Origin of the sequence: Nocardiopsis mangrovi (assembly GCF_042653925.1) — a bacterium.
Lineage (GTDB): Bacteria > Actinomycetota > Actinomycetes > Streptosporangiales > Streptosporangiaceae > Nocardiopsis_B > Nocardiopsis_B mangrovi.
This window is the reverse complement of record NZ_JBHSFQ010000004.1, coordinates 295,823-319,536: the sequence shown is the minus strand read 5'-3', so window position 1 is coordinate 319,536 and position 23,714 is coordinate 295,823. Positions and strand designations below refer to the sequence as shown.

The window sequence follows — 23,714 nt, the reverse complement described above, 5'->3', positions numbered from 1 at the left end:
CGTCCCCTTGGCCGTTCAGAACGAGAACAGCGCCTCCTGCCCCTCGCCGGGGGCCGGCAGGGGCGGGTCGCGGTCGTCGGGACCCGTATCGGGGTCGGCCGGCGCGTCGGGGACGGGGCGGTAGCGGGCGGCGGCCGGGCTGAGCTCCATCCCTCCGTCGGGACGGGTGCGCGCGAGGCCGACGTGGGCCAGCGCGTGCGCCACAGCGGCGGCCAGCCGGGGGGTGTCGCGGACCGCGTCGCGCGACCAGGCCCGCGGGTGGCGCTCGGCCAGCCCGCGCACCACGGCCGCCAACCGCTCGGGGGGCACGTCGGTCCACGGTGAACCCGCGCCGGCTCCCGCCCCGGCCGTGCCCGCCCCGGACCCGGCACCTTCCCCGGCCCCGCTGTGCGCCTCGTGCAGGAGCTCATCGGCCGCCAGGAGTGCGATACGGGCGACCGTGCCGGTGCCCGGGAAGACGCGGTCGGTGAGGTAGCCCTCGGGATCGACGGCGAGCACCCCTTCCGCCCGCGCCTCCAGCCGCAGCCCCGTCAGCTCCTCCAGCAGATGCGCCTCCTGGCGCAGGTTGGCCCGCAGCCACTCGCGGCCCGCGGGCGCGACCTCGGTGTAGGGGACCACCGGGTCCTCCACGATCCGGCGGCGCACGGCGTGCCGCTCGTCGGCGCCCGGGTCCTCCGCCGCCTCCGGGCGCACGATGCGCGCCAGCGGCGCGGCCACCAGGTGGCCCAGCAGTTCGGCGTCGACCGTCAGCAGCGCCTCGCGCTCGGCGTCGTCGGCCCATGGCGACACGCTGCCGTCGGTCTCGCTGAGCACCCCCAGGCCGATCAGGTGCCGCAGCGCGGCCGCCAGCGCCCGGCGGTCCACGATGCCGCCGCCCAGGTCCAGCCCCGCTTCGGCGCCGGCCGCCCGGACGTCGGCCACCAGCGATGACAGCAGGAGCTGCCCGCCGCCGCCCGAGAGCACGGCCAGCACCAGCGCGAGGTAGGCGTAGGCGCGCGGGGTGAACGGCGCCCCGTTGGGCTTGTGCGCCCCGCGGACACCGCCGGGCGTCCCCCCGGTCTTGTACAGCCGGGCGAAGCCGGGCTCCACCACCAGCCGGTAGCCCAGATAGCCCGCGAACAGGGCCTGTAGGCGGTCGGCGTAGCGCCGCACCACCGGCAGGACCTCGCCCTCGGGTCCGTTGGCGCGCAGCAGCGGGCGCCGCAGCAGCACCCGCGCGCAGCGGCGCACCTGCGCCGCCTCGATCGCGTCCAGCCCGTCCAGGGCCCCGGCGTCGGGGCTGCCCAGCGCCTCGCGGCGCGGCCCGCTCACCGGTCGCTCCCGGCCGCGCCGGCGCCCATGCCCTCGCCCACGTCCACGCGGACCGCCACCCCGTGCAGCTCCAAGTCGCCGAACACCGAGCCGATCCGCGCCACCTCCCCGGCCGGCCGCGGCTCCAGCCGCAGCGTGAGGCCGGTGACGGCGTCGGCGGCGCTGCCGCGCTCCTCAGGGCCGTCGCGGTCGGCCCCGGCCAGCGTGAGCAGCTCGCAGAACACCTCCAACGCGTCGCTGGAGAGCCGGGCCGCGGCGAGGTCGGGTGCCGACGCGGTCAGCTCCGCGACGGCCGCGGTCCGGCGGCCGCGGCGGCGCTCCTCCTCGTCCAGCAACGCCGCGCGGCCCAGCGGATCGTCGGTCACCCGCGGCACCTGGCCGCCCGGTGCCCGTTCCCCGCGGGTGCGCACGTTGACCTCCACCTCGACACGGCCCCCGGTGTGCCACGCCAGATCGGGGCGGAGCCCGTCGTCGTCCCCCGCCATGCCCAGGTGCCGAGCCGAGGACAGGCCGAACACCGACGCGTACAGGTCGTGGGCGTCCTCGGGGGCGGCGGCGTCGAAGCGGGCCGCCAGCGCGAGCAGGTCGCGCCGGCGCCCGGGGTCGACCCCGCCCGCACCCGTGGCCCGCTTGACGTTGGTCAGCAGCGCGGTGATCGCCCGGCTCGTCGCCTCGCGCAGCGCGTCGACCTCGGAGGGCCGCCCGGGGCCCCCGATGAACCACCCGGCCAGGCCGTCCCAGTCGGCGGCGCGCCGCCCGGGCGCCCGTTCGATCAGCTCGATCTGGCCGCCGCGGGACCCGGGAGGCAGCGGGCCGAGGCCCCCGCTGCCGGTGATGCCGGGCAGACCGCCGGCCCCCGCCTCCGCGGCGTCGCCGCCCAGCCGCTCCAGCAGCAGGCCGCGCCTGCGGTTCAGCGCCCCCAGCCGCCCCACGATCGGCTCGGAGTGGCGCAGCACGTCCTCGGCGATCAGCTCCACGTACTCCAGCAGCATGTGCTTGAACCCGGCCATCTCGGCGGGGGCCAGGTCATAGCGCGCGATGACCGAACCGAGGTAGGCGTAGAAGTCGCGGACCGCGGCGGCGAACTCGTCGTGCTGGAGGAACAGGGTGGTGACCTGCTGGGCCAGCTGTTCGCGGAGCGTGCGCGCCGAGGCGTCCGCGGGCCCGCGCCCCTGTTCGGCGTCGAGGAGGGCGGCCAGGGTGTGGTCGATGTCCGCGAGGCCGTGCTCGATGGCGGGCAGCAGCTCGCGCGACACCTCGCGCGCGCCCTCGGCCACGGTCAGCATGTCGTCGACGTCGCGCTGGACCCGCATGGCGAGTTTGGCCACCTGGTAGCGGACGCGGCTGCGGGTGAACTCCGCGATGGTCGCGGCCGGCTCGCGGCGGCCCGGTACCAGGTTCCCCCAGCGGGCGAGCTGCTCCAGGCGGTCGATCACGGTGTCGAGCCGGGACTCGCCCTCGTCGACCTCGCCGTTGCGCTCGGCGGCGGCCAGGGCCGCCGCGACCTCGCCCGCGCCGAGGTCGGCCAGGAGCGTCGAGGTGAACAGCCGCATGACCGCCACGTAGGTGCGGCGCTCGGGCGCGGTCAGGTAGCCGTAGAGGCGCAGGCGGGCGTCGGCATCGCCGTCGGGGCGGGGCGGTGGGTCGGCATCGTTGAGCATGACCCGCCCCAACTTAGCGGCTCACCGCCCCGGTCAGGGCCGACATCGCCGTCACGGAGAGCCGGCGGGCGAGCGGAGGCGGCGCCGCCCCCGGCCGAAGGCGCCCGTCCGCGGGGCCGTGGGAGCAGAGCGGGAAGCCGAGCGTGACCCGGACCCCCGCGGCGCGCCGGAGGGCCGCTCAGGGGACGTACAGCGACAGGGTCTCGGCCACCAGCGCGTCGCGCTCGCCGCCCTCGATCTCCACCCGGTGCGCGAGCGTCAGCAGCACGCCCTTGGGGGTCTCCTTGGTGTCGGCCAGCTCGATGCCGTCGCGCACGCGCGCGCCCGCGCGCACCGGCTGGAGGAACCGGACCTTGTTGAGCCCGTAGTTGATGCCCATGCGCGGCGGCCGGGCCAGCCGGAACACACGCGGACCGAAGTAGGACAGCAGCGACAGGGTGAGGTAGCCGTGGGCGATCGTGCCGCCGAACGGTCCGTCGGCGGCCCTCGCCCGGTCGACATGGATCCACTGGTGGTCGCCGGTGGCGTCGGCGAAGCCGTCGATGCGGTCCTGGGTGACGGTCAGCCAGTCGCTGTGGCCCAGGTGCTCGCCCGTGGCGGCGACCAGCTCATCGATGTCCGCGAACGTCCTCAACCTGTGCTCCTCGCATCGGGTGGGAAACCGCGTGCCGACTCTAGCGGGGCCCGGCCGTCCGGTGTGTGCCGGGGGTCACACGTTGCGTCGCCGCCGCGGCCGAGGCCGGTCAGTCGGTGACGAGCTTGCTCATGCGCTGTTGCGACAGGCCCAGCCAGTGCGCCACGTCGTCGCTGCTCAGCCCGGCGTTGGTCAGGCCGTAGACCGCCTGCCGGGTCTTGGCGGTGGCCACCCGCAGCGCTTCGTCGGCGTCGCCGAGCGCGGCCTTCGCCTCCAGGGCGACCCGGTCGAGGTCGTCGCCGACGCTCGGGACCACGTCGACCTCGACGCCGGCCTCCTCGGCGGGCAGCTGCCCGCAGATGTACTCCCGGGCGCGCGCCGCGGCGTCGCCCAGGGTGGGGGACCAGGTGACGCCGATGCCGCCGACGCTCAGCTCCCACCCGTTCGCCCACTTGCGGGCCCGCACCTCGTAGCGTGCCACCGTGCCCATCCTTCCCCGACGTCCAGGACCAACGATCCTCTCCGAAACCCCGCCGCCCCGGCAAGGCGCCGGGACGCGCGGCCGGCCGGGACGACAGTGACGCATGTGCGGACCGAAACAGGAACGCAACAGAGGGTAACGCAATCTGCATGCATCGAGCCCCTTGCCGTGAACTGCGTCTGCTACACAGAGTGACACGAGGGTCGCAGTCGATTAACCCCCGTGTTGCGCGGGTTGACCCGGCGGCAACACGTCCTTCTTAGAGTTCGGCTGTTCGCCCCCCGCCGCCATCCCACGCGGGACGGCGGCTCACACACTTCCTGGCGACCCCACGGGAGGACGCATGGGCCCCGCGGCCAAGGCGACCGGATCAGCGCTCGACGTGCCGTTCATCGACATCTCCGGCTGGGAGAACGGCCCCGGGGCGCAGCCCGCCATCGCCGCGCGGATGGACGCGGCGGCCGCCGACACCGGGCTCATGCGGATCGCGGGCCACGGCATCCCGGAGAACATCCACGCCGGGATCGCCGACGCGATCGACCTCTTCTTCGACCGGCCCCCCGCCGCCAAACTCCGCTACCTCGCCGCGGAACCCGACCTCGACCGCGGATACGCGCCGCCGGGCCCCGCGCACCCCGAATCGTTCCGAATCGGCACCCGCGCCGACGACTTCCCCGACCGGGCGCTGCCCGCCGAGATCTACCCCGACAACATCTGGCCGGTGGGCCTGCCCCGGTTCCAGCCGCAGGTGATGGCGTGGTTCGACGCCGCCCAGCGGCTCGCCCGCCGGCTCACCCGGATCTGCGCGGTCGCCCTGGACCTGCCCGAAGGCTTCTTCGAGCCCTACACCGGGCACTCCATCGACACCCTGCGCCTGGACCACGGGGTACCCGCCCTGCTGGGGCCGGGAGCCCGGGGCCCCGGCCCGGCCGGGGCCGGCACCCCGGCCGGGGCCGGCACCCCGGCCGGTGCCGGGCGCACCGATATCGGCCTGCTGCGCATCCTGTGGTCCGACCCCGGCGGCGGCCTGCAATTCGGCGACGAACAGGGCCGCTGGCACGATGTCGAGCCCTGGCCCGGCACCCTGCTGGTCAATGTCGGCGACCTGCTGGCGCGCTGGACCAACGACCGCTGGCTGTCGGTGCCGCACCGGGTGGTGCCCGCGGACGGCCCCGCACCGGCGGCCGGGCACCGGCGTTCGGCCGCGCTGACCCACGGCGGCGACTTCGACGCGCTGGTCACCACCCTGCCCACCTGTGTGGGGGCCGACCGCCCCGACTACTACGAGCCGGTCACCATCGCGGGGCACATCGCCGCCAAGCTCGGCGGGAGGCGCTGGGAGCGCATCGTCGGCCCGCGCCCTGTGATCGCCCCGCTCGACACCTGAGGCGCGGCTGGCGCACCGCCACGGCCCGCGCCGGGAGCGGACGGGCGCCCGCGGGCGTCAGTCGGCCGGTTCCGCCGGTACGGTGCGGCGGCCCTGGCGGTCGAGCGAGACGGAGTCGACCGCCGCGTTGCCCAGCGCCCGGAAGTCGATATCGTGGCCCAGCCCGGGACGGGTGAGCGGGATGGGCGTGATGCCGTCGTGGGCGCGCACCGGCGGATCGGCGACATCGCGGACGGTGTGCCCGCCGGCTCCCGGCATCTCGCTGGGCAGGGTGATCCCGGGAAGCGACGCGAGGGCGACGATCGCGGCCCGGCCGATCCCGGATTCGGAGTCGGAACCGCACCAGAGGTCCCACCCGGCGTCGGCGGCGCGGTCGTGGGCGCGGCGCGCCGGGGTGAGCCCGCCCAGGTTCGCCACCCGCAGGTTCAGCGCACCGCCCGCTTCAAGGCGGATGGCATCGTCGAGCGCGGCCAGGGAGTCGACCGACGCGTTCAGCGCGACCGGCGTGCGCAGCTCGCGGTGCAGCCGGGCGTGGGCGGCGAGGTCGGGCGCCGCGAACGGCTGCTCGATGGCGAGCAGGCCGCGGCTGTCGAGGGCGCGGAGCCGGTCGAGGTCGGCGGGGTCCTCGGTGTAGCGCCCGCGGGCGTCGACCTGGAGTACCAGGAACGGGTAGCTCTCCTGGACGGCGCGGACGGCCTCGATGTCGTGGCCGGGCGCGATCTCCAGCCGGATGCGCCGGAACCCGCTGCCGACCTGCCGGTTGACCTCCTGAACCAGGGCGTCGAGCGTGTCCTGGCGGTGCACCGTGACCCCGGCGGTGACCGCGGTGCGCTCGCCGCCCAGGGAGTGGGCGAGCGGCGCCCCGCGCTGCTTGGACCAGAGGTCCCAGCAGGCGGAGTCGAGCCCGGCCGCGACGGGCGCGCACCAGGGCAGGCCGGCCCAGGCGAGTTCGGCCTCGGTGGGCCGGTGCCACGTGTGCGCCAGCAGGGCGGGGGCGTAGTGGTCGACGAGGAGGCGCCAGCGGTCGGGGTCGGCCATGGTGACCTCGCCCCAGCCGCTGATGCCGCGGTCGTCGGTGACGCGGACGAGGGCGTGCGGCTCACGGCGCGGCCGGCCCGCGGGATCGGCGCGGCGGGGCCGGGGATGGGCCGACGGCAGCCGGACCAGGGTCGCGTCGATGCTCGCGACCCGGGTGGCCGTCACCGGTTCGGTGGGTGGCACGCGCGCTCCAACTCGCTCGGGTGTGGGGTGGTCAAGGGTCGATCCCCTCCGATTCGAAGGTATCCGCTCGCCCCCGGCCCCACCACCGCCGGGCAGCGCCCTGTGGATACCGGGAGGCCGGGCATGACCGGGGACGCCGGCGGCGGGCCGGCGGGCGAGCGGACGGAGATCCGGCGGCCGGCGGCGCGTGTCGCGGGGCCGGCGGAGCGGGGCGCGGCGGCGGAGGCCGCCCCGGGACCGGGGACGGGCCCGTCCTCATTTCACCGCGGCGAACACCACGGAGCCGTGCAGGAGCGTCCGTTCGGCCGTGCCGAAGCGGGTCGCGAGCGCCTTCTCCACGGTCGACAGCTCCTCCTCGGCGAGGGCGAATCGGGTGGGCCGCCGGTGCCAGGCGACCACGGCCCGGCCCCCGCTGCGCAGCACCCGGTGCAGCTCGGCCATCCCGTCGTCCAGGCTCGGCCACATCGCCACCGTGTTGACCGACACCGCGAGGTCCGCACGGCCGTCGCCCACTCCCGTCGCCGCCGCGTCGCCGCGGTGGATGCGTACACGCCCGCTGCGCAGGGCCCGGGCGTTGCGCCGCCGCGCCATGGCGACCATCTCGTCCGAGGGGTCGACCGCGGTCACGGCCACCCCCGGGCGGCGCGCCAGCAGCTCGACCAGCACCCCGGGTCCGCACCCGACCTCCAGGACGCGGGTGCCCGCGCGGACGTCCAGCCAGTCCAGCAGCTCGGCGTTGCGGTCCCGGTTGGCGCGGGCCATGATCCGCCCGGCCAGCCGCCCGCTCAGGCCGCGCGGAAGGGCGAAGGGGTTGCGCCCCGGGGGCGCCCCCGTCCAGAGCCGCCGTGGTCCCACCGGCCACCCCCAAGGTCCGCACCTCCAGGGGCGTCTCGCCGAGCGCGATGTCGTCCCTGCACATGCGTTGTCCACTGCCCCGCAGAGCCCGGCTGACGCCCCCCTGCGCCCGCCGGATCGAAATCCGGCGCGGTCCGGTGGGCCGGCGCCGGGCGGGGGCGCCCTGCGTCCGCCCGGACCCGTCCCGCGGGCTCCGCGGCGCGGCCCGGCCATGCCGACGGCGCCCGCCCGGGAAGGCCCCGGACGGGCGCGGTGCCGTGGCCGCGCGCCCGGCCGTCTGCTCGGGCGCCGCCTGCCGCGCCCTATCCCGCGATCGCCTCGGCGACCGTGCGGTGCTTCAGGCCGTGCGCCTCCGCGACGGCCTCGTTGGTGAGGTCGCCGTCGAAGGTGTTGAGGCCCTGCGCCAGCGCCGGGTCCTCAGCCAGCGCCGCGCGCCAGCCCTTGCCGGCCAGCGCCACCGCGTAGCGCAGCGTGTCCTTGGTGAGGGCGTGGGTGGAGGTGTTGGGGACCGCGCCGGGCATGTTCGCCACGCAGTAGAACACGGTGTCGTGCACGTCGAAGGTGGGATCGGCGTGGGTGGTGGGCCGGGAGTCGGCGAAGCAGCCGCCCTGGTCGATGGCGATATCGACGAGCACCGCGCCCTTGCGCATCCGCGAGACCAGCTCGTTGGACACCAGCTTGGGCGCCTTGGCGCCGGGGATGAGCACCGCTCCGATCACGAGGTCGGACTCCAGGACGGCGCGTTCCAGCTCGAAGGCGTTGGAGGACACGGTCGCCACCCGGCCCGCGTAGAGGTCGTCGGCGTGGCGCAGCTTGCCCACGTTGAGGTCGAGCAGCGTCACATCGGCGCCCATGCCCACCGCGATGCGGGTGGCGCTGAGCCCCGAGACCCCGGCGCCGATCACGGTGACGCGCGCCGGCCGCACCCCGGGAACCCCGCCCATGAGCATGCCGCGGCCCCCGTTGGGGCGCTGGAGCGTGGCGGCGCCGACCTGCGGGGCGAGCCGCCCGGCGACCTCGGACATCGGGGCCAGCAGCGGCAGCGAGCCGTCGGGCAGCTGCACGGTCTCGTAGGCGACGGCGGTGACCTTGCGCTCCAGCAGCGCGTCCGTGCACTCACGCGAGGCCGCCAGGTGCAGGTAGGTGAACAGGGTCTGGCCTTCGCGCATCCGGTGGTACTCCTCGGCCACCGGTTCCTTGACCTTCAGGATCAGGTCGCCCTCGGCCCAGACGTCGTCGGCGGTGCCGAGGATGCTCGCGCCCGCGGCGGTGAACTCCTCGTCGGTGATCGACGAGCCGAGGCCGGCGCCGCGTTCGACGGCTACCGAGTGCCCGCGGGTCACCAGTTCGTGGACGCCTGCCGGGGTGATCGCCACCCGGTATTCGTGGTTCTTGACTTCTCGGGGCACACCGACGCGCACGGCGGTTCCCTCCTCGGCATCGTTGCGGCTACACCCTCACTGTGACGCGGAGGGGCGACCCCGGCCATCTCCAACATGGAAGCGAATCGGAGCCCATGTTGACAAAGTGTATCCACCCCTGGGGGTTCAGCCGCTGATGGGGAGCAAAGGGCCTCCGTCGGCGGTGTTCGGGCCCGGCCTCCCCGCGCCCTCCGCCCCGGTGCCGGCGGGGTCGGCGAACGCGGTGCGCCCCGCCACCCACGTCCCGGCCACCCGGCCGGTCAGGCGGCGCCCGGCATAGGGTCCCCCGCCGTGCTCGGGCACCGCCTGGACCGCGTCGGGGTCGAACGCCACGAGGTCGGCGTCGTGGCCGGGTGCGATCCGGCCCTTGCGCCGCAGCCCGACCAGCTCGGCCGGGGCCTGGGCGGTCCAGCGCGCGATGTCGTCCAGGCCGCACCCCCGGCGGGCGGCGGCCGTCCACAGCGCGGGCAGCAGCCACGCGATGGCCGCCACCCCGGTCCCCGGGCGGTGTCCCGACCCGATCGTGGTGATGGGGGAGTCGCCCTCGTCGCTCAGGACGCTCCACAGGGCGTTGCGGTTGGCGCTGGACCGCAGCGGGGGGCGGCAGCCGAAGGCGGGGGAGGCGTCGGGGACCTGTTCGGCGGGCAGGCACAGGTAGTGGGGGCAGGTCTGCGCGGTGACGGGGATGCCGATCGCCTGCGCCGCCGCGAGGATCGCGGCGCACTCGGCGGCGGTGAACGGGGCGACGTGGGTCCGGGCCCCGGTCACCCGCGCCGCGGCGATGATGCGCTCCAGCCCCCTGCGCTCGGCCCGCGGCGGGCGCGACACCAGCAGCGCGGCGTTGCCGGCGCGCGCGGGCTCGCTCAGCTCGCCGGCGTCCTCGGCGTGCACGAACAGCGGGACCTGCATGGCCGCGAGTTCGACCATGGCCTTGCGCAGCCGGGAATCGCCGACGGGCCCCACATCGGGCGCGCCGCCATCGGACAGCGAGCAGTGGAACCCCACCACCCCCGCCGAGCGCAGGTCGGCGAGGTCGGCGGGGGTGCTGTGCGGCCCGATCCCGCCGAGGAAGGCGACGTGCACACCGTTGTCCGCCGCCGCGGCCACGTGGCCGTTGAGCGCGTGCACCCCGGTGACCGCCGGGCGCGCGGGGGCGGGCGTGACGACCAGGGTGGTCACCCCGCCGCGCACGGCCGCCGCGGACGTGCGCGCGTAGCCCTCGCGCAGCTGCTGCCCCGGGGCCTGCACGGCGACGTCGGTGTCCACGCAGCCGGGGAGCAGCGCCACCGGGCCCAGATCGGTCTCGCCGCCACCGGTCAGCGGGGCGTCGTAGTCGGCCACGGCGGTGATACGCCCGCCGCGGATCCCGACCGCACCGGGCCGGACCCCGCCGGGGGTGACCACGCGCCGCGACCGGATGACGCTGTCGTACTGGGGCATCGCATCCCCTTCGTAGTCCAATGACCCTTTTCACGCACGCAGGGCGCAAATGACGAACAATGTGGCGGTCTGAGCATCGCCACACCTCCGGAAACCGCGTGTCGACCGCTCGACGGTATCGCGATCCGGGGGGCGAACCGCTATCGTCGTCACCGCACAGCCCGGATGAGCTGCGGAGATCAAGGTCCCTCCCAGAGTTTCCGATGAATTGCGGAGAACTTTCCCGAGTGGGCACCGATTATCGCCATGATGTGCCGCCGGATCATCGAAACCCGGATATTCGGAGGACCGCCATGCGACTGCCCCCTGCCCGTTACGTGGTTCCCCTAGCGGCGGCCACAGCGGCCGGCCTGGGCCTGACCGGGCTGCTGTGGGCGTCCGGCACCGTGGATGCGGCGGTCGCGCTGCAACTGGTCGTGTCGGTCCTGACAGCGGCGGCCGTGGCGGCCGCGGCGGTGTCCGTGCGCAGGCAGGGCATCCAGCTCCGCCGCCTGCGGGACGACCTCGCGGACCTCGCCACGGGCCAGTCCGCACTCCTGGACCGGGTCGAGACCGGCCTCGACACCCTCGGCGGCCTCAGCGAGCTGCCCAAGTCGCTGCGCGGCGTCCGCGCCGACCAGAAGGACCGGTTCGAGCGGCTGACCGCCCACGTCACCGCCCAAGGGCGGGCCGACTACGAGCAGCAGGTCGCCTGGCAGGAACTGCGCGACTACCTGAAGCCGGGCCCGTTCATGCCCGCCCTGCGCGACTGGGCGGCGTCGCCCGACATCCTGCGGCTGCTCGTCGAGCAGATCCGCGACCGCGCCCCCAAACTCGTCGTGGAGTGCGGCAGCGGCGCGTCCAGCGTGTGGCTGGGCTACGCGCTGCGCCGCGCGGGCTCCGGGCGGCTCGTGGCCATCGAGCACGACGAGCGCTACGCCGCCCTCAGCCGCGACCTGGTCGCCGCCCACGGGCTGTCCGACATCGTGGAGGTCCGGCTGGCCCCACTGCGCGACTGGTCGCCCCAGGGCGACGGCACCGACGCGCAGCGCTGGTACGACGTCGACGCGCTGGCCGACCTGAAGGGCATCGACCTGCTGTTCGTCGACGGCCCGCCCGCCCGTACCGGCCCGCAGGCGCGCTACCCCGCCGTGCCCGTCCTGCTGCCGCGCTGCTCCACCGACGCGGTCGTCGTCATCGACGACACCATCCGCACCGACGAGCAGGAGATCGGCGACCGGTGGGTCGCCGAGCACCCCGACCTGCGCCGCGTGCGCCGGGTGGCGCTGGAGAAGGGGGCCGACGTGTTCACCCTGTCCTCCCCGGAGGACCCCACGGACTGACCGCGGAGGCGTTCGCGCGCCGCCCCGGGCGGCCGTCCGCGCGAGTGCGGCGGCGCCCGGATCCGCGGTGCGGCGGACGGATCCCGGGAGGACTCCTGGAGGCGTGTCCAAGCCGTTGACCTGCGGGGCGGTGGGGTCTGCACCGCCCCGTCCGCGCTTTGCGCACGGTGGGTCCGACGCGCTGTAGTAGTAGGCTTACCCTGGTTCGAGGTGGTGTCCGCGTGGATCTGGCAGGCCTGCTCACCGGCGACTCCGTCGCCGCGCTCGGCCCCTGGCTGTGGGGCGGTTTCGGGCTGCTGGTGGGCGCGGCCACCGCTGTGGTGGTGATCCGTCGCCGCCACTGACCGGAGGGCGTTGCCCCGGCGCTGATTCGGCCTCATGGACTCCTCGTCCGTGGACCGACCGAAAAGCCGCCGTCGAGCCGCGCCCTGTCGAATTCGACGACGACGGAGTGGCACCGCGTGGCTCCCCCAGTGAACCGCGAGACCTCGACCGCAGCGCGCGGCGGGACCGACACCACGATCATCATCGGTGTGGCGGCGACCGCCGTCACCCTGATCGCGCTGATCATCGCGCTGGTCACCGGTGGCGCCGTGACCGCGCAGGTCATCCCCGGCCTGCCCGACGCCGGGCCCCTCACCCGCTGGGGCCTGCCGGTCGCCCGGACCGTCATGGACGTCGCCGGCGCGCTCACCGTCGGCCTGCTGCTGCTCGCCGCGTTCCTGCTGCCTTCCGACAAGGGGATCCTGGGCGGCCAAGCCCGCGGGTATGTGCGGGCGGCATCGTGGGCGGCGCTCGTTTGGGCCGCCACCGCCGGGGTCACCCTGGTCTTCCAGCTCTCCGACCTGCTCGGGCTGCCCCCGGGCGAGGTCATCGGCGACCAGCTGACGAGCTACGCCGGGTCGGTCGCGCAGGGCATCGGCCTGATGTTCGTCATCCTGTTCGCCACCGCGGTCGCCCTGTTCGGGCGCACCGTCGAGACCGCGGCGGGGGCCGTCGGCCTGGTGGCGACCGGCCTCGCCGGCGTCGTGCCGCCCGCGCTGACCGGGCACTCCGCTTCCTCCGGCGCCCACGAGCTCGCCACCACCGGGCTGGCCCTGCACGTCCTGGCCATCTCCGTGTGGGTGGGCGGGCTGGCCGCCGTGACCTTCCACGGCCTGCGCGCCAACGGCGAGCACACCGCGATCGCGGCCGAGCGGTTCAGCCGGATCGCCCTGTGGGCCTACATCGGCGTCGCCATCGGCGGTACCGCCAGCGCGCTCAGCCGCCTCTACGACGTCACGGAGCTGTTCACCACCGAGTACGGCCGCATCATGGTGGCCAAGGCCGCGGTCTTCGCCGTCCTCGGCGTCATCGGCTGGCTGCACCGCCGCTCCACCATCCCGCGCATCCGCGAGTCCGAGGGCCGGCGGCTCTTCGCCCGCCTGGCCGGGGCGGAGATCGCGGTCATGGGCGCGGCCATGGGCCTGGCCACCGCGCTCAGCCGCACGGCGCCGCCCCCGCCGATCGACGGCACCGTCGACCCCGTCGCCGAACTGCTCGGCTTCCCCATGCCCCCGCCCATGACCGCCACGACCCTCGCCACCCTGTGGCGGCCCGACCTGTTCTTCATCATGGTCGTCGTGGTCCTCGGCGGGCTCTACGCCGCCGGGGTGGTGCGCCTGGTCCGGCGCGGCGACCGCTGGCCGTGGGGCCGCTGCGCGGCCTGGGCGGCGGGCCTGGCGACCATCGTCATCGCGCAGCTCAGCGGGGTCAGCACCTACTCGATGGTCCTCTTCAGCGTCCACATGGTCCAGCACATGGTGCTGTCCATGCTGACCCCGATCCTGCTCGTCCTCGGCGCCCCGGTGACCCTGGCCCTGCGCGCCCTCAAGCCCGCCGCCAGGCGCGGCGACCGCGGGCCGCGCGAATGGATCAGCGCGTTCCTGCAGAGCCGCTTCTCACACGTGGTCACCCACCCGGCGGTGGCCACCCCGCTCTTCGTCCTCAGCCCCTACGCGCTCTACTTCACGCCGCTGTACGCGGCGCTGATGAACGACCACCTGGGCCACCTGGTCATGGGCGTGCACTTCCTGGTGAGCGGGTTCCTGTTCTACTGGGTGATCGTGGGCGTCGACCCCGCCCAGCGCAGGGTCCCGCACCTGCTGCGCATCGTCCTGCTGCTGGTCACGATGGGCGTGCACGCGTTCTTCGGCATCACGATCATGATGCAGTCGGAGCCGCTGGCCATGGACTACTACGGGCAGTTCGTCGTCCCGTGGAGCGAGGGCGTGGCCGAAGACCAGTACATGGGCGGCGGGGTCGCCTGGGCGGTCGCCGAGATCCCCACCCTGCTGGTCATGATCGCCCTGGTCGTGCAGTGGTCGCGCGACGACGAGCGCACCGAGCGCCGGCGCGAGCGGCACAGCCGCCGCGGCGGGTCCGACGACGCCGACATGGACGACTACAACTCCTACCTCGCCGAACTCGACCGCAAAGCGAAGCAGCAAGGCTAGACCTCCGGCGCCCGCCGGGTCCAGAGGGCTGAGCCGAGAGCGGAATTCTCCAGCTCCGGGCGTAACCCCCTGGTGCCCGCGGGCGCGTTCGGGTTGGGTCGGCCCATGACCACATTTCGGTTCGGTGTCAATTTCGGCAACACGGAGATCGGCCGGTGGCCGGACTTCTGCCGGAGCAGTGAACGCCTGGGGTTCGACGTCATCCTGGCACCCGACCACCTCGGGGCGCCCTCGCCCTTCGCCATGCTGGGGGCCGCGGCGGTCGCCACCACCCGCGTGCGGCTGGGCACGCTGGTCGTCAACAACGAGTTCTGGAACCCGGCGGTCCTCGCCCGCGAGGCGGCGACCGTCGACCGGCTCTCCGGCGGACGGCTGGAACTGGGCCTGGGGGCCGGCCACATGAAGGCGGAGTTCGACCGGGCCGGCATCCCATGGCGCCCCCACGCCGAGCGCGTCGACCGGCTCGAAGGGGCCATCCGGGAGCTCGACACGCTCTTCGCCGAGGACGGCCAGCAGCCGCTGCCGCGGCAGGTGCCGCGGCCGCCGCTGCTGATCGGCGCGCACGGCGAGCGCACGCTCGCCCTCGCCGCGCGGCACGCCGACATCATCGGGTTCGGCGGCCTCACCCAACTCAAAGGGCGGCGCATGGGCGAGTTCGGCGTCGCCGGACCGGAGGAGACCCTGCAACGGGCCGACTTCGTGCGTGAGCGCGCCGGCTCGCGCGCCGCGCACCTGGAGTTCAACGTCCTCGTCCAAGGCGTCTTCCTCACCGACGACGCCGAGAAGAAGGCGGCGGAACTGGCCGTCAAGCTCGCCGACAGCGGGCTCGGCACCGTCCGGTCCGTCCTGGACAGTCCCTACCTGCTGGTGGGTACGGCCGAGGAGATCGCGGCGGAGATCATCGCCAACCGCGACCGCTACGGCTTCGGCTACGTGTGCACCCACGGCCCCTATCGCGACGCCCTGGCCGAGGTCATCCCGCTGGTCCGCCGCAAAGCGGGCGAGGAGCCGGACCCTCCGGAGCCCGTCGACCGGCCCCGCGGCGCGGACACGCTCCCCGGCACAGCGGACACCTGAGCCGCCGGCCCGCCCCCGCCGCGCAAGGGACGCGGCGGGTCAGAGCCACCACCCGGCGAACACCGCGTCCGCGACCAGCACGAGCGCGCCGCCCAGGACCACGACGGCCAGCGCCGCCACGGCCGCGGCGTGCGGGCTTGTGCGAATCGCGCCGTTGCGGTGTCGCTGCCGCGGCTCCGGATCAGGCCGCGTTCGCGGCCAGGGCCAGCCCCGCGTCGAGCGCGCCGAGGGCGGCGCAGATGATCAGGCCGCCGAGCAGCGTCGCCGGGGTGAGCCGGAGGGGAGCGGGGCGGTCGAGGCCCCGCGCGGCGGCCGCGCGCCGCAGCGCCAGCGGGATCAGGGCGACGTTCGTGGCGTAGACGATCGCCACCACGCAGAACGCCACCAGGAGCGCCCGCCCGAAACCGGCCGAGGGGTCGGCGGCCAGCAGGTTCAGCGCCGCGATCGAGGGGACCATCAGCAGCAGGACGACCGCGACCGCTCCGAACAGGATCCGCACGGGGCGGCCGGCATTGCGGCCGGAGGCGATGAGCAGCAGCCCGATCAGGGCCGCCATCATGACGGCGCCGGCGATGCCGAACGCGACGATGTTGACCAGGGAATTCACCCCGACATTCTGTCATCGGACGGCCGGCGGTCCGGCCGGTGCCGATGCCGCCGCGGCACCGGCCGACCGCTCGGAATCGCGGTGCGGACGCCTCTGACGTGCCGCGACCACCATCCGTCACCGGACCAACGCCACCCGCCTCGGGGTGGAGGTGAAGCGGATCGCACCCAGGGCGCGTGCCTTCGCGCGGTCCAGCAGCTCCAGCGAGCGTGCGCCGCGCAGCACCGCGCCGGGGCCGCTGCCGCAGGCCGACAGCAGCCGCGTCCACCGTCGGCTGTGCGTGCGGTGGCTGTAGGCCGTGACACGGCGTCCGCGCTCGATCTGGCTGCGCAGGGCCTCATCGGGCGCGACGTCGATCAGCACCAGGTGCACCTCCACGCTCGCCCGGCGGCAGTGCCAGCCCAGCAGCCTGCGCACCGCGCGCCGGGTCCCGGTCTCGTGCACGATGACCGGGTCGCCGGTGCGCAGAGCGGCGACGACGCGCGCGTAGTGCAGGACGTGCACCACCCACCGCCACCACGGGTAGGGGACCAGGCGCAGCGCCGGAGTGAGGCGGTTGCGCGACTGCTGCGAATCCACCACGCGCACGCCTTCGCGCGTCCGTACGGTCCCGGTCTCGGTGCCGTCGAGCCCGTACAGCCGGTTCAGCAGCGTGCTCTTGCCCGCCCCCGGCACACCGCCCAGCAGCACGAGCGAACGGGCCGGGTAGTGCAGTACGGGCGGGGGCACCGCCGCCGGACGGGGTGGGGCCGCCGCCTCGCGGGCCGGGGCCGTCCGCGGCCCGGCGGGAGGGGGCGGACCGGTGGAGGACGGTCGGCTGCGGGGGTGGTGGCCGTGGCGGTCGAAGGCGGCGGATGGAGCGTCGGGCCCGGAGGGGGGCCGGACGCCGGTGTCAGCCACGGCGTCGGTTCTGACGTCGGAACACGTGGAGCACTCCAATGCACCGGCTCTTCGCGGCGTCCGCGCCTGCGGGGCGGCGGCGGGGACGAGGGAAAGGGTCATGTCCGTGTTCTGCGCCTTCCGGATAAGTGCCGTCTAAGGACAACCGGGACCGGTGGTGAGAAGTTCCGGAATCACGGCCGATCCCACCCCGGGTCACCGCTGGGCCGGCGCCCGGCCCGGCGCGGCACGGTTTCTCCTGGTCATCGCGGTTTCCCATGGTCATCCAGGGTGGTGTCCGCCTGGGCGGCGGACGTACCTCACCGGCTATCCGGTCGAGCCGGATCCAATCGCCGCATGTCGTGCCGGGCGGGGCAGGGACCGTGGCGTGATGCCCGAGACCGGCCGGCGGGTGGGTGACGTGGCGGGGCCGGGGGACGCGGGCCGGATCCCGAGCGGGTGGGGCGGCGGCGCGGCGCGGGCGGGCGCCGCAGGTGGGGTGGGCGGTCGGGGTGGTGGCGGTCGGCCGTCCACTACCCGCGGCGGGGGAGGTTTCGGCCCTGAACGGCAGGTGTTCGGGTCGCGCTGGTCGGATGTGCGGGATCGGGCCCCTGCTCCGGATGGGCGGGGCGGCGGGGCCGTGCGCCGGACCTCGCCCGGGCCGGCCGGATCGGCCCGCCCGCCGGTGGCGGCGGGCGGTGTCCCCGCAGGCCCTGTTCTCTCGGATCGTTCCGGGATCGCGACCACGCCCCTCCTGTGCCTGCTCCATATGGCGGCACAGCGGGGCCCTGACGCCGCATCGCTGCGCCGATCGCGCTTGAACGGGACCAGGCTGAACTTCGCGGATCGTCGTGCGAGGCGGCGCCTGGACGGCCGCTCGCCTATCCGGAGGCATCCGAACAAGCGGGGCCTATCCGATCTGGGTCAGGGTCGATCCGGTCGGGGTCTTGCCGACCTTGAGGCGGGTGGTGATGCGGGAGCGGAGGTCGGCGACGTGGCTGACCACGCCGACCGCCCGGCCGCCGTCGCGGAGGTCGTCGAGCAGGCCGAGCACCTCCTCCAGCGCCTCTTCGTCCAGGCTGCCGAAGCCTTCGTCGACGAAGAGCGTGTGGATGTCGGCGCCGCCGGCCTCCGCTCCCGCGACATCGCCCAGGCCCAGTGCCAGCGCGAGCGACCCCGCGAAGGTCTCGCCGCCCGACAGCGTGGCGGGGTCGCGCTCCTGGCCGGTCCAGGCGTCGAGCACGCGCAACCCCAGCCCGCCGCCCGAGCGTGAGCGGTCGCCCGCCGACTTGTCGATCGTGTGCCGCAGTTCGTAGCGGCCGCTCCACATCTTGGCCAGCCGGTCGTTGGCCGCGGCCACGACGCGCTCCAACCGTGCCGCCAGTACATACGCCGACAGGCGCACGTTCTCGCGGTTGGCGGTCGACGTGCCGGACGCGAGCCGGGCCAGCCTCTCGGCGACGGCGTGCCGCTCGCGGGCCGGGCGTGAACCCGCCAGCCTGGAATCGAGTTCGGCGCGGAGGCCGGCGAGGCGCGCGGCGCGGCGGGTGAACCGGTCACGCCAGGCCAGCGCGTGTTCGGCGGCGGCCTCGGCGGTGCCGGCCACGCGGCGCAGCGCGTGGAGGTCCGGGGCGGGCCGCGCCGCCGCTGCCGCGAGCTCCGGATCGGCGAGCACCGCCCGCACGGCGGCGAGTTCGTCGTCATGGGCGCGGGCGCGCTCGCGGAGGCCGCGCACGATGTCGTCGCCGCGCTCCGCGGCCCACACGGACGCGGTGTGGGGGAACCCGGCCTCGCCGAGGGCCCGGCGCGCTTCGCGTTCGGCGCCCCGCAGCTCCTCGGCCGCGGCGGCGAGCCGGTCCAGGGACTCGCCCGCCGCGGCCAGGAGGTCGGCCTCGGCGGACAGCCGGGAGATCCGCGCGGCGAGGTCGGGGTCGGGCCCGCGGGCGGAGTCGAGGAGCCCGGTGAGCCGCTCGGCCTCGCTCTCGCGGGCGGCGCGCCGCTCGGTGATCTCGGCGAGGTCGGCGGTGAGCCGGGCCTCGCGGGTGCGCGCGTGGTCCAGGGCGGTGTCGAGCGCGTCCAGGCGTTGGGCGGCCCCGGCCGCCTGGGCGGCCGCGGTGTCGATGTCGTGCAGGGCCTGCTGCCGCCGCCCGGCGAGGGCCACGGCGTCGGCTTCGTCCAGCCCTTCGGCCGCGGCCCGTGCGGCGGCGAGCCGCTCGGTCAGGGACGTGACCGCGGTCTCGGCCAGGGTCCGCCGCTCGCCCGCGGATTCCGCGTGCAGACGTGCCCGTTCTTCGTCTTCGGGGGAGGGGCGGTCGCGGTCGCCCGGCGCGGGGCGGGGATGCTCGGCCGACCCGCACACGGGGCACGCCGCACCGTCGGCCAGCGCGGCCGCCAGTTCCGCGGCCATGCCCTCGATCCGGGCCCGCCGGAGGTCCTGGAGAGCGTCGACCGCCGCCTGGGCGGCATCGACCGCGGCGACGCGGTGCCGTTCGGCCGCCGCGAGTTCGCGGTTCAGCGACGCGTGGTCGCGCGCCGCCGCCACCGTCCGCCGGGCGAGTTCGAGCGCCGTGGCGGCGTGCTCGCGCGATCCGGCACGGGACCGCGCGTCCTCCAGTTCGGCGGCGAGCGCGGACCGCTGCGCGGGGAGTTCGGCGATGCGGCGCCGCTCGTGGTCGAGGTCCTCGCGCTTGGCGGCGATGGCGTCGTCGAGCGCCGCGATCTCGCGGCGCACGTCCCGGCGGCGGTCGGCGTCGCCGCGGAGGTGTTCGAGCCGCGCGACTTCATCGCGGCGCAGCCGCTCGGCCGACCGCAGACGCCCCCGCTCGGCGCCGGGGTCGTCCCCGGGGCCGGCCGCCGGGGGCGCGGCCGGACCGTGATCCCGCCCGGCGGCGGCGTGGGGCTCCGGGGCGGCCGCGGCCCGGTGGCCGGGCGATGGGGACGGGGAGTCGGATGCGGAGATGGGCGCTGCCGGGTGGTCGCGCGGTGGGGGCGCGGGGTCGGTGGGCAGGCCGTTGACGAGGTCCAGGTGCTCGGCGACCGCGAGTTCGGCCTTGGCGAGCTGGGTGCGGCGCTGGTCCTCGGTGCGCAGCAGCGGGACGACGGCCGCGGCCCGCCCGGCGGCGTCGAGCTCGGAGTCGAGCGCCGCCCGCTCCGCCGCGCGTGCGGAGAGCACCGTGTTCCGCTCAGCGGCGCCGGCGTGGCGGCGGCGGCGCTCGTCGAGGGCGCGGGCGGAGTCGACGGCGCGGCGCGCGTGGTCGCGGTCGGCGACGCGCTCAGCGGTGACCGTATCGGCGTCGGCGGCGGTCGCCGCCGCCAGGGACGCGAGTTCGGCGGCCCACGGGACGAGGTCGTCCAGCCCGCCACCGGCCGGCCGGGAGGCGCCGGCGACCTCGGCCACGAGGTCGGCGGTGGAGGAGACCGTGGCCTCGGCGGCGTTGGCCGCCGTTCGCAGCGTGCGGGCGTGCTCGCTCAGCCAGTCCTCGACGCGCGTGAACACGCCGGTGTTGAAGATGCGTTCGAGGGACTCGCGGCGGTCGGGCGCCTTGGCCCGCAGGAAACTGGCGAATTCGCCCTGGGGTAGCAGCACGATCTGGCTGAACTGGTCCAACGACAGCCCCAGGAGGTCGTCGACGATGAGCTGGGCGGCTTCGTCGATCCGGTTGGTCAGCCCGCGCCATGCGCCGTCGACCAGTTCGGAGACGACGACCTTCGCCTTCTCCTCCGTGGTGCCCGTGCCTCGCTTCTTGGGGCGGTTCCACGCCGGGGAGCGGGTGATCGACAGCCGCCGCCCGCGGATGGTGGCCTCCAGCACGACCTCGGGGCGCCGGTCGGGCGGGGCGTGGTTGCTGCGCGGCAAGGTGGTGGCCTTGCGGGCGCCGGGCAGATTTCCGTAGAGGGCGAAGCACACGGCGTCGAGCACGGAGGTCTTGCCCGCTCCCGTGGGGCCGTGGATGAGGAACAACCCGCCCGCGCCCAGGCGGTCGAAGTCGACGGTCTCCGTTCCGGCGAACGGCCCGAACGCCTGGACGGTCAGTGTGTGCAGTCGCATCAGCGCGTGGCCTCCCGGGTGCGGACGTCTTCGAAGGCCGAGCGCACCAGCCCGCGTTCGGCGTCGGTGGCGGGGGCGCCGCGCGCCCAGCCGACGAAGTCGAGCGCGAGGTCGGGCTCGGACCGGCCCGCGACCCGCTGGGACCAGGTGGAGTGGTCGGAATCGGGGCGGTGGTCGGGGTCGAAGTCCAGGGCGAGGGCGTGCGGGAAGCGCTCGCGCAGCCGGTCCATGGGCAGCTGCGGGCGCAGCGGGTCGGTGAGGGTGATCTGGAGCCAGTGCCCGGTGTAGCGCTCCCAGCCGGCCCCGTTGAGGAGGTCGTCGATGCGCCCGCGGATACGGGCGATGGGCCGGGGGACGGGGGCCTCGGCGAATTCGGCCGACGCCGGGCCCGACGCGCCCAGGTCCAGGATCCAGGACCCCTTGACGTGGCGTTCCTCGGAGAAGGAGTAGGCCAGCGGCGACCCCGAGTAGTACGCGGTCGGCGACATGGCCTGCCTGCCGTGCAGGTGGCCGAGCGCCACGTGGCCGACGCCGTCGAAGACGGACAGCGGGACGTGCGACGCCCCGCCCACGGAGATGTCGCGCTCGCTGTCGGAGGGCTCCGCGCCGCTGACGAAGGCGTGGGCCAGGACCACCGACCGCGTGCCGGCCGGGCGCCGCTCCAGGTCGGCGCGGACGAGGTCCATGGCGTGGCCGATCACCGCGGAGTGCCCGCGCTCGGTGAGGCCCCAGTGGTGGCGGGCGATCTCGGGTTCGAGGTAGGGGATGCCGTAGAAGGCCACCGGCCCGTGGCGGTCGTCGATGACGACCGGCGTGCCCACGCGGTCGAGCGAGCTGCGCAGGTGGATGCCCGCGGCGTCGATGAGGTCGGTGGCATAGCCCAGTCGCACCATGGAGTCGTGGTTGCCGCTGATCAGGACGGCCCGCGCCCCGGTGTCGCGGATGCGGCGCAGGGCGTCGTCGAAGAGCCGCACGGCGTCGAGCGGGGGCAGCGCGCGGTCGTAGAGGTCGCCGGCGACCAGCACGACGTCGATGCGCTCCGACCTGATGGTGGCGATGAGGTGGTCGATGAACGCCGCCTGCGCGCTGATCAGGTTTTCGCGGTGGAACGAGCGTCCCAGGTGCCAGTCGGAGGTGTGCAAGAGCCGCATGGTCCGGGAGGTTACTGGAGTCGGGCCGGTGCCCGCAGGGGTTGTCCACACGTGCCCGGCTTCGTCCGGTACCGACCGGGCCGGGGGGCGGCCGCGCCCGCCGCCCCACGGCCCGGAGTCAGGGGGCCGCTGCCGCCGGCGGGGTGCCGGCCGCGGCGGGCGCCGCGCCCGCCGCGGGTGCGTCCCCGGCGCCGCCGGGCGGGGCGTTGAGCTCGGTGAGCATGGCGGCGCTGAAGCCGAAGTAGTACGTGGCCACGAACCCGGCGATGTAGCCCGACAGGAGCCCGGCCGCGTAGACCGCGATGGCGAAGCCGATCCCCTGCTCGCCGTTCGTCAGCGGGAACAGCGCCCACCCGGAGGGACCGATGGCGGTGGACCCGGTGGTGTAGCCGAGCTGGGTGAGCAGCCCGACGACGGCGCCGCCGAACGCCCCGCCCACGCAGGCGGTGATGAACGGGCGCCCCAGCGGCAGCGAGACCCCGTAGATCAGCGGCTCGCCCACACCCAGCAGCCCGGCGGGCAGCGCCGAGCGGATCGTCCGGCGCATCGCCGCGTTGTGCTTCAGCCGCAGGTACACGGCGAGCGCCGCGCCCACCTGGCCGGCGCCGGCCATGGCGAGGATGGGCAGCAGCATGGTGTAGCCCGACTGCTCGATCAGAGTGGTGTGGATGGGGATCAGCGCCTGGTGCAGCCCGAGCATCACCAGCGGCAGGAACAGCCCGGCCAGGACGAACCCCGCGAACACCCCCGCGCTGCCCAGCAGCCGGTCGGCCGCCACGCCCACGCCCTCGGCGACGAAGCCCGCCACCGACATCAGCACCAGGAGCGTCACCAGCCCCGCTACGAGGACCGCGAAGGTCGGGACGATCAGCATGGCGATGGATTCGGGCGCCCACCGGGTGGCCCACCGCTCCAGGTAGGCGGCGAGGACGGCGGCGCCCATCGCCCCGAGCACCCCGCCCTGGTTGGGCGCGAGATCCTGGCCGAACAGCGTGAAAGGCACGTCGGCGACGCCGGGGTAGACGATGATCGCCGCCACCGCGCCGCCGACGATCGGGGTGCCGCCGAACTCCTTTGCCGCGTTGACGCCGACGAACACCGCGATGAGGCTCATGAACCCGGCGCTGATCGCCGACAGCAGCGGCAGGAAGGCCGCCAGCCCGGTCAGGCCGTAGCCGGTGGCCACGTTGGTGAGCACGCCGGTGATGCCCGCGATGATGCCGCACGCGATCAGCGCGGGGATGAGCGGCACGAAGATGTTGGCGATCCGGCGCAGCAGCAGCTTTCCGGGGGTGGCGTTGCGCCGCCTCTGCTCGGCCTTGAGCCGCGCGGCCTCCCCCGTGAGGGCGCCGCTCCCGGACCCGCCGGCGGGCCCGGCCGCCGCCCCGCCCGGACCGCCGGCCGGGGCCGCCGCCTCCCGGGCCTCGTCCACCAGGCGTCCGAACGCCGTGGCGACCTTGGCCACGGCCCCCGGGCCGAGCACGATCTGGTAGGTGTCGTCCTCGACCACGCCCAGTACCGCGTCGTGCGCCCGGATGTCGGCGTCGCGGACCAGCGAGGGGTCGGCGATCCCCAGCCGCAGCCGGCTGATGCAGTTGGCCACCGAGGTGACGTTGGCGGCGCCGCCGACCAGGGGGAGCAGGTTGGCCGCTGTTCTCTGGTGCTTGTCCGTGTTGTCGGTGCTGCCCGCGTTGTCCATGAGGGCTCCTCGGCGGTGGGTGGCC

Annotated in this window: 18 protein-coding genes; 5 read left to right on the top strand and 13 right to left on the bottom strand. The window is 75.3% G+C overall.

Annotated features, from left to right (window positions below; genetic code table 11):
- Window positions 1-15: 15 nt before the first annotated feature.
- The 4 genes from ACFO4E_RS07200 to ACFO4E_RS07185 form a co-directional block, all read right to left on the bottom strand.
- Window positions 16-1,311 (bottom strand): TIGR02678 family protein, encoded by a 1,296-nt coding sequence (locus ACFO4E_RS07200; RefSeq protein ID WP_378572245.1) that lies wholly within the window; start codon window positions 1,309-1,311, stop codon window positions 16-18.
- Entirely contained in the window at window positions 1,308-2,972 is a 1,665-nt protein-coding gene (locus ACFO4E_RS07195) for a DUF2397 domain-containing protein (RefSeq protein ID WP_378572244.1), read from the bottom strand. Before ACFO4E_RS07195 ends, ACFO4E_RS07200 begins: the two co-directional genes overlap by 4 nt.
- Window positions 2,973-3,150: 178 nt before the next feature.
- The gene (locus tag ACFO4E_RS07190) at window positions 3,151-3,606 is read right to left on the bottom strand and encodes a MaoC family dehydratase (protein ID WP_378572243.1); all 456 of its coding nucleotides are present in this window, start codon (window positions 3,604-3,606) and stop codon (window positions 3,151-3,153) included.
- Window positions 3,607-3,715: 109 nt separating this feature from the next.
- Window positions 3,716-4,087, bottom strand: a complete 372-nt coding sequence (locus ACFO4E_RS07185) for a hypothetical protein (RefSeq protein WP_378572242.1) — start codon at window positions 4,085-4,087, stop codon at window positions 3,716-3,718.
- A gap of 343 nt (window positions 4,088-4,430) precedes the next feature.
- On the opposite strand from ACFO4E_RS07185, the gene ACFO4E_RS07180 reads away from it, so the two are divergent.
- The gene (locus ACFO4E_RS07180) at window positions 4,431-5,474 is read left to right on the top strand and encodes an isopenicillin N synthase family dioxygenase (RefSeq protein ID WP_378572241.1); all 1,044 of its coding nucleotides are present in this window, start codon (window positions 4,431-4,433) and stop codon (window positions 5,472-5,474) included.
- A 57-nt stretch (window positions 5,475-5,531) separates the two neighbouring features.
- On the opposite strand, the gene ACFO4E_RS07175 is transcribed toward ACFO4E_RS07180, so the two are convergent.
- The 4 genes from ACFO4E_RS07175 to ACFO4E_RS07160 form a co-directional block, all read right to left on the bottom strand.
- A complete protein-coding gene (locus tag ACFO4E_RS07175; protein ID WP_378572240.1) occupies window positions 5,532-6,695 on the bottom strand; it encodes an enolase C-terminal domain-like protein in 1,164 nt (387 codons plus the stop codon).
- 255 nt (window positions 6,696-6,950) lie between these two features.
- Window positions 6,951-7,550: a class I SAM-dependent methyltransferase gene (locus ACFO4E_RS07170; RefSeq protein ID WP_378572239.1), complete on the bottom strand. Its 600-nt coding sequence runs from the start codon at window positions 7,548-7,550 to the stop codon at window positions 6,951-6,953.
- A gap of 302 nt (window positions 7,551-7,852) precedes the next feature.
- Window positions 7,853-8,971, bottom strand: coding sequence for an alanine dehydrogenase (gene ald, locus ACFO4E_RS07165; RefSeq protein WP_378572238.1), 1,119 nt, complete (start codon window positions 8,969-8,971; stop codon window positions 7,853-7,855).
- Between the two features lie 126 nt (window positions 8,972-9,097).
- Window positions 9,098-10,411: an amidohydrolase family protein gene (locus tag ACFO4E_RS07160; protein ID WP_378572237.1), complete on the bottom strand. Its 1,314-nt coding sequence runs from the start codon at window positions 10,409-10,411 to the stop codon at window positions 9,098-9,100.
- Window positions 10,412-10,704: 293 nt separating this feature from the next.
- Between ACFO4E_RS07160 and ACFO4E_RS07155 the strand changes: the two genes are divergently transcribed.
- The 4 genes from ACFO4E_RS07155 (at window position 10,705) to ACFO4E_RS07140 (ending at window position 15,305) form a co-directional block, all read left to right on the top strand.
- Window positions 10,705-11,733 carry a class I SAM-dependent methyltransferase gene (locus ACFO4E_RS07155; RefSeq protein ID WP_378572236.1) on the top strand — a complete coding sequence of 343 codons (1,029 nt, stop codon included), beginning with the start codon at window positions 10,705-10,707 and terminating at the stop codon, window positions 11,731-11,733.
- Between the two features lie 221 nt (window positions 11,734-11,954).
- The gene (locus ACFO4E_RS07150) at window positions 11,955-12,077 is read left to right on the top strand and encodes a hypothetical protein (protein ID WP_378572235.1); all 123 of its coding nucleotides are present in this window, start codon (window positions 11,955-11,957) and stop codon (window positions 12,075-12,077) included.
- 117 nt (window positions 12,078-12,194) lie between these two features.
- A complete protein-coding gene (locus ACFO4E_RS07145) occupies window positions 12,195-14,228 on the top strand; it encodes a bifunctional copper resistance protein CopD/cytochrome c oxidase assembly protein (RefSeq protein WP_378572234.1) in 2,034 nt (677 codons plus the stop codon).
- Window positions 14,229-14,333: 105 nt separating this feature from the next.
- Window positions 14,334-15,305, top strand: a complete 972-nt coding sequence (locus tag ACFO4E_RS07140) for a TIGR03621 family F420-dependent LLM class oxidoreductase (protein ID WP_378572233.1) — start codon at window positions 14,334-14,336, stop codon at window positions 15,303-15,305.
- 181 nt (window positions 15,306-15,486) lie between these two features.
- Here the strand turns inward: ACFO4E_RS07140 and ACFO4E_RS07135 are convergent, their stop codons facing one another.
- The 5 genes from ACFO4E_RS07135 to ACFO4E_RS07115 all read right to left on the bottom strand — a co-directional run bounded on the left by ACFO4E_RS07135 (window position 15,487) and on the right by ACFO4E_RS07115 (window position 23,689).
- Window positions 15,487-15,912 (bottom strand): hypothetical protein, encoded by a 426-nt coding sequence (locus tag ACFO4E_RS07135; protein ID WP_378572232.1) that lies wholly within the window; start codon window positions 15,910-15,912, stop codon window positions 15,487-15,489.
- A 117-nt stretch (window positions 15,913-16,029) separates the two neighbouring features.
- Window positions 16,030-16,812: an AAA family ATPase gene (locus ACFO4E_RS07130; RefSeq protein WP_378572231.1), complete on the bottom strand. Its 783-nt coding sequence runs from the start codon at window positions 16,810-16,812 to the stop codon at window positions 16,030-16,032.
- Between the two features lie 889 nt (window positions 16,813-17,701).
- Window positions 17,702-20,839 carry an AAA family ATPase gene (locus ACFO4E_RS07125; RefSeq protein WP_378572230.1) on the bottom strand — a complete coding sequence of 1,046 codons (3,138 nt, stop codon included), beginning with the start codon at window positions 20,837-20,839 and terminating at the stop codon, window positions 17,702-17,704.
- Complete coding sequence (locus tag ACFO4E_RS07120) at window positions 20,839-21,990, bottom strand: exonuclease SbcCD subunit D (protein WP_378572229.1); 1,152 nt, start codon at window positions 21,988-21,990, stop codon at window positions 20,839-20,841. The genes ACFO4E_RS07125 and ACFO4E_RS07120 overlap by 1 nt, the downstream gene beginning before the upstream one ends.
- Window positions 21,991-22,108: 118 nt before the next feature.
- Entirely contained in the window at window positions 22,109-23,689 is a 1,581-nt protein-coding gene (locus ACFO4E_RS07115) for a PTS transporter subunit EIIC (RefSeq protein WP_378572228.1), read from the bottom strand.
- Window positions 23,690-23,714 lie beyond the last annotated feature (25 nt).

Bases quoted from the DNA above. Each gene is read 5' to 3' on its own strand.
- ACFO4E_RS07195 (WP_378572244.1), bottom strand. From the start codon at position 2,972: ATGCTCAACGATGCCGACCCACCGCCCCGCCCCGACGGCGATGCCGAC.
- ACFO4E_RS07180 (WP_378572241.1), top strand. From the start codon at position 4,431: ATGGGCCCCGCGGCCAAGGCGACCGGATCAGCGCTCGACGTGCCGTTC.
- ACFO4E_RS07160 (WP_378572237.1), bottom strand. From the start codon at position 10,411: ATGCCCCAGTACGACAGCGTCATCCGGTCGCGGCGCGTGGTCACCCCC.
- ACFO4E_RS07155 (WP_378572236.1), top strand. From the start codon at position 10,705: ATGCGACTGCCCCCTGCCCGTTACGTGGTTCCCCTAGCGGCGGCCACA.
- ACFO4E_RS07140 (WP_378572233.1), top strand. From the start codon at position 14,334: ATGACCACATTTCGGTTCGGTGTCAATTTCGGCAACACGGAGATCGGC.
- ACFO4E_RS07125 (WP_378572230.1), bottom strand. From the start codon at position 20,839: ATGCGACTGCACACACTGACCGTCCAGGCGTTCGGGCCGTTCGCCGGA.
- ACFO4E_RS07120 (WP_378572229.1), bottom strand. From the start codon at position 21,990: ATGCGGCTCTTGCACACCTCCGACTGGCACCTGGGACGCTCGTTCCAC.
- ACFO4E_RS07115 (WP_378572228.1), bottom strand. From the start codon at position 23,689: ATGGACAACGCGGGCAGCACCGACAACACGGACAAGCACCAGAGAACA.